4 protein-coding genes are annotated in these 4765 nt (G+C 71.0%); 3 read left to right on the forward strand and 1 reads right to left on the reverse strand.

Annotation, left to right across the window (positions count from 1 at the left end; translation table 11 throughout):
* Positions 1–46: 46 nt before the first annotated feature.
* Positions 47–1258, forward strand: coding sequence for a VWA domain-containing protein (locus tag AOK09_RS30060; RefSeq protein WP_055590390.1), 1212 nt, complete (start codon positions 47–49; stop codon positions 1256–1258).
* Here the strand turns inward: AOK09_RS30060 and AOK09_RS30065 are convergent, their stop codons facing one another.
* Positions 1259–1864, reverse strand: a complete 606-nt coding sequence (locus AOK09_RS30065) for an ATP-binding protein (protein ID WP_055590391.1) — start codon at positions 1862–1864, stop codon at positions 1259–1261. It abuts the gene before it with no gap.
* A 379-nt stretch (positions 1865–2243) separates the two neighbouring features.
* Here AOK09_RS30065 and sucC point away from each other — a divergent pair, with 379 nt between their 5' ends.
* Positions 2244–3419, forward strand: coding sequence for an ADP-forming succinate--CoA ligase subunit beta (sucC, locus tag AOK09_RS30070; protein ID WP_055590392.1), 1176 nt, complete (start codon positions 2244–2246; stop codon positions 3417–3419).
* A 17-nt stretch (positions 3420–3436) separates the two neighbouring features.
* Complete coding sequence (gene sucD, locus AOK09_RS30075) at positions 3437–4321, forward strand: succinate--CoA ligase subunit alpha (protein WP_055590393.1); 885 nt, start codon at positions 3437–3439, stop codon at positions 4319–4321.
* The last annotated feature ends 444 nt before the right edge of the window (positions 4322–4765 follow it).

The following is a 4765-nucleotide window of genomic DNA, read 5'->3' on the forward strand; positions in this document are numbered from 1 at the left end:
CCGCCCGCGACCGGGCCGGCATCCGCCCCGAGAGGAGCATCCGCAGATGACCACTCCGCCCATGGATGACCGCACCGACGACGAGCGTCTGCGCCGCTGGCGCCTGGTCCTGGGCGGCGAGCAGGACGGGACCGGCTGCCGGCTCGGAGGCCGGGACGCCGCCATGGACCGTGCCCTGGCCGCCCTCTACCGCGGCGGGCAGGGCACCGCCCCGGCCGGGACGGGCCGCGGCGGTACCCGCAGCGCGGGTTTGGGCGGCTCGGCCCCCCAGGTGGCCCGTTGGCTGGGCGACATCCGGGAGTACTTCCCCACCCCCGTGGTGCAGCTGATGCAGCAGGACGCCATCGACCGGCTGGGCCTCTCCCGTCTGCTGCTGGAGCCCGAGATGCTGGCGGCGGTCGAGCCCGATGTGCACCTGGTCGGCACGCTGCTGTCGCTGCGCCACGCACTGCCGGAGACCACCAGGGAGACGGCGAGGGCGGTGGTCGGCAGGGTCGTGTCCGATCTGGAGCGCCGGCTGGCGGACCGCACCCGCGCCGCCGTCGGGGGAGCACTCGACCGCACCGCCCGCACCGAGCGTCCGCGCCACCGCGACATCGACTGGAACCGGACGATCCACGCCAACCTCCGGCACTATCTGCCACCCGGGGGGGACCGGACCACGGGCACCGTGGTGCCCGAGCGGCTGATCGGCTACGCCAGGGCCCGCAGGGCGGTCCGCAAGGAGGTGATCCTCTGCATCGACCAGTCGGGTTCCATGGCGGCTTCGGTGGTCCACTCGGCGGTCTTCGGTGCCGTCCTGGCCTCCATGCGGTCGCTGAGCACCCGGCTGGTGGTCTTCGACACCTCGGTGGTCGACCTCACCGAGCAGCTCACCGATCCGGTGGACGTCCTCTTCGCCACCAGGCTGGGCGGCGGCACCGACATCAACCGGGCGCTCGCCTACTGCCAGGCGCGGATCACCCGGCCCGGCGAGACGGTGGTGGTCCTGGTCAGCGACCTCTACGAGGGCGGTGTCCGGGACGGGATGCTGAGGAGGGTGGCCGCGATGAAGGCGGCGGGTGTGCAGTTCGTCGCGCTGCTCGCGCTCTCGGACGAGGGCGCGCCGTCCTACGACCGTGAGCACGCCGCCTCGCTGGGCGCGCTCGGCGTACCCGCGTTCGCCTGCACCCCGGACCACTTCCCCGAGATCATGGCTGCGGCCCTGGAGCGCAGACCGCTCCCGATACCCGGCGAGGGAGTCCTCGGCCCCGGCTGATCAGGACGCCCGCAGGGCGGTCGGCATGGGCAGTGCCACCCAGACGGTCTTGCCCGAGAGCCCGGGGCGGGGCACGGTGCCCCACGCCTCGGCGAAGGTCTCCACCAGGAGCATGCCCCGGCCGTGCTCGTCCTCGTCGTCGGCGGGTGCCACGGACGGCAGCCGCAGCCGCCCCTCGTCGTCGACCTCGAGGAAGAGGGTCTGCCGCGCACTCCAGATCCGGCAGTGCACCCGGTGACTGTCCGTGTGCATCACGGCGTTGCCCACCAGTTCGGAGATGCACAGCTCGGCATCGCCGACCAGGTCCTCGGCCAGCCGCCACATGGCCGCGGTGATCCGGACGAAGCGCCGGGCGGTGGAGACGGCCTCGGGAGCCCCGGGCAGGGTGGCCGCGGCCTGGCGGTCCATCGGCCAGACCGTCCGGGCCGCGCTCAGTGCGGCGGCACGCTCCGGGCGGTCCGGCGCGCAGTCGGGGACCCCGGCGGGACCGTCGTCCGCACGGGTGTCGCGACCGCTGCCGACGTCAGGGTCGCCCTCGGGGCCGCTGTCGGGGTCGGAGCCCTGGTCCGCGCGGCGGCGCCGGGCGCGGTGACGTGCGCTGTGCATCAGACGTCCACTACGCTGAGTGATGATTCTGTTACCGATCCACAGTCCCGGAGCGGAATGCCAAAAGCAAGCTGCATGAAGGACTTGTCGGCCTTGTGTGGAGGTTTCCAGGTGCGCCTCCGGGGCGCATGAGCCGTCCCGCACGCCCGTTGTGATGGTTCTCACGAACGCAGAGGCCCCTCCGGTTGAAAGGTCCCTGTCGCACGGGGATAGCCTGCAAGACGGACATGCCGCGTGCTCGGCCGACGTGTGCGCCCGTAGCGATGTGGTGGACGCAAGGTTTCCTGCGTACCGCTCTCGTCACGAAAACCACAGCGACGACCCCGCGGCGGCACGCTCACAGACACACAACCGCGATCACGAACAAGGACGGACGCGCGTGGACCTGTTCGAGTACCAGGCGAGGGACCTCTTCGCCAAGCACGGTGTACCGGTGCTGGACGGTGAAGTCATCGACACCCCGGAGGCCGCGCGCGCCGTTGCGGAGCGCTTCGGCGGCCGAGCCGTCGTCAAGGCGCAGGTCAAGACCGGCGGCCGCGGCAAGGCCGGCGGCGTGAAGCTGGCCTCCGACCCCGAGGACGCGGTGGCCAAGGCCGGCCAGATCCTGGGCATGGACATCAAGGGCCACACGGTCCACAAGGTGATGCTGGCCGCCACCGCCGACATCAAGGACGAGTACTACGTCTCGTTCCTGCTGGACCGCAGCAACCGCACCTTCCTGGCCATGGCCTCCGTCGAGGGCGGCATGGAGATCGAGGAGGTCGCGGTCAACAACCCGACCGCGCTCGCCAAGATCCCGGTGGACGCCAACGAGGGCTGCACCCCGGAGAAGGCCGCCGAGATCGTCGCCGCCGCGAAGTTCCCGGCCGAGATCGCGGACCAGGTCGCCGAGGTCCTGCAGACCCTGTGGAAGGTCTTCGTCGCCGAGGACGCCCTGCTGGTCGAGGTCAACCCGCTGATCAAGTCCGGTGACGGCAAGATCGTCGCGCTGGACGGCAAGGTCTCGCTGGACGCCAACGCCGACTTCCGCCAGCCGGAGCACGAGGCGCTCGAGGACAAGGCCGCGGCCAACCCGCTGGAGGCCGCCGCCAAGGCCAAGGGTCTGAACTACGTCAAGCTCGAGGGCGAGGTCGGCATCATCGGCAACGGCGCGGGGCTCGTCATGAGCACCCTGGACGTCGTCGCCTACGCCGGCGAGGCCCACGGCGGCGTCAAGCCCGCCAACTTCCTGGACATCGGCGGCGGCGCCTCCGCCGAGGTGATGGCCAACGGTCTGGAGATCATCCTCGGCGACCCGGACGTCAAGTCCGTCTTCGTCAATGTCTTCGGCGGCATCACCGCCTGCGACGCGGTGGCCAACGGCATCGTGCAGGCCCTGGAGCTGCTGAAGTCCAAGGGCGAGGACGTCACCAAGCCGCTGGTCGTCCGTCTGGACGGCAACAACGCGGAGCTCGGTCGGCAGATCCTGACCGACGCGAACCACCCGCTGGTGCAGCAGGTGGACACCATGGACGGAGCGGCCGACAAGGCCGCCGAGCTCGCGGCTGCGAAGTAAGGAACTCGGTCAACACCATGGCTATCTTCCTCACCAAGGAAAGCAAGGTCATCGTCCAGGGCATGACCGGCTCCGAGGGCATGAAGCACACCCGCCGCATGCTCGCCTCCGGCACCGCCATCGTCGGCGGTGTGAACCCCCGCAAGGCCGGCCAGAAGGTCGACGTCGACGGTACCGAGGTACCGGTCTTCGGCACCGTCAAGGAGGCCATGGAGGCCACCGGCGCGGACGTCACCGTCATCTTCGTCCCCCCGAAGTTCACCAAGGACGCCGTCGTCGAGGCCATCGACGCCGAGATCGGCCTGGCCGTCGTGATCACCGAGGGCGTGCCGGTCCACGACACCGCCGCCTTCTGGGCCCACGCCGGTGCCAAGGGCAACAAGACCCGCATCATCGGCCCCAACTGCCCGGGTCTGATCAGCCCCGGACAGTCGAACGCCGGCATCATCCCGGCCGACATCACCTCGGCCGGCCGGATCGGCCTGGTGTCCAAGTCCGGCACCCTGACCTACCAGATGATGTACGAGCTGAGCGACCTCGGCTTCTCCTCGGCGGTGGGCATCGGCGGCGACCCGATCATCGGCACCACCCACATCGACGCCCTGCAGGCGTTCCAGGACGACCCCGACACCGACCTGATCGTGATGATCGGCGAGATCGGCGGCGACGCCGAGGAGCGTGCGGCGGCGTACATCAAGGAGCACATCACCAAGCCGGTCGTCGGCTACGTGGCGGGCTTCACCGCGCCCGAGGGCAAGACCATGGGCCACGCCGGCGCCATCGTCTCCGGCTCCTCCGGCACCGCGCAGGCCAAGAAGGAGGCGCTGGAGGCCGCGGGCGTGAAGGTCGGCAAGACCCCGTCCGAGACCGCCCGCCTGGCCCGCCAGCTCCTCAAGGGCTGAGCAGGTCCGCAGCAGTTCTCACCGAGGGCGCTCCGCCCCGGGCCGCACGGTCCGGAGCAGGGCGCCCTCGGCGCGTCCGATCCCGGCTGCGTGCGCGGACGGGGCCTTTGCCGTCCCGGGGTGGCTGCCCGGTGTGCTGTCGGTGGGAGGTGGCGTCGGTTGGAGGGTGGGGGGTGACAGGGTCGCGCGACTGTCGGCCGGTGACTTCGGACCGTGCGCATCCTGATTCCTGACCCTGGATGGGGTCCCTTGCCGTCGCGGGGCGGCTGCCCGGTGTGCTGTTGGTCGGACGTGTCGTCGGCTGGACGGTGGGGCGCGACGGGGGTCGCGCGACCGTCGGTCTGTGACTTCGGACGGGTCCTTGACCCGGATTCGTGACCCCGGGAGGGGGCCTTTGCCGTCGTGGGGCGGCTGCCCGGTGTGCTGTTGGTCGGACGTGTCGTC

The organism is Peterkaempfera griseoplana (genome assembly GCF_001418575.1).
GTDB lineage: Bacteria > Actinomycetota > Actinomycetes > Streptomycetales > Streptomycetaceae > Peterkaempfera > Peterkaempfera griseoplana.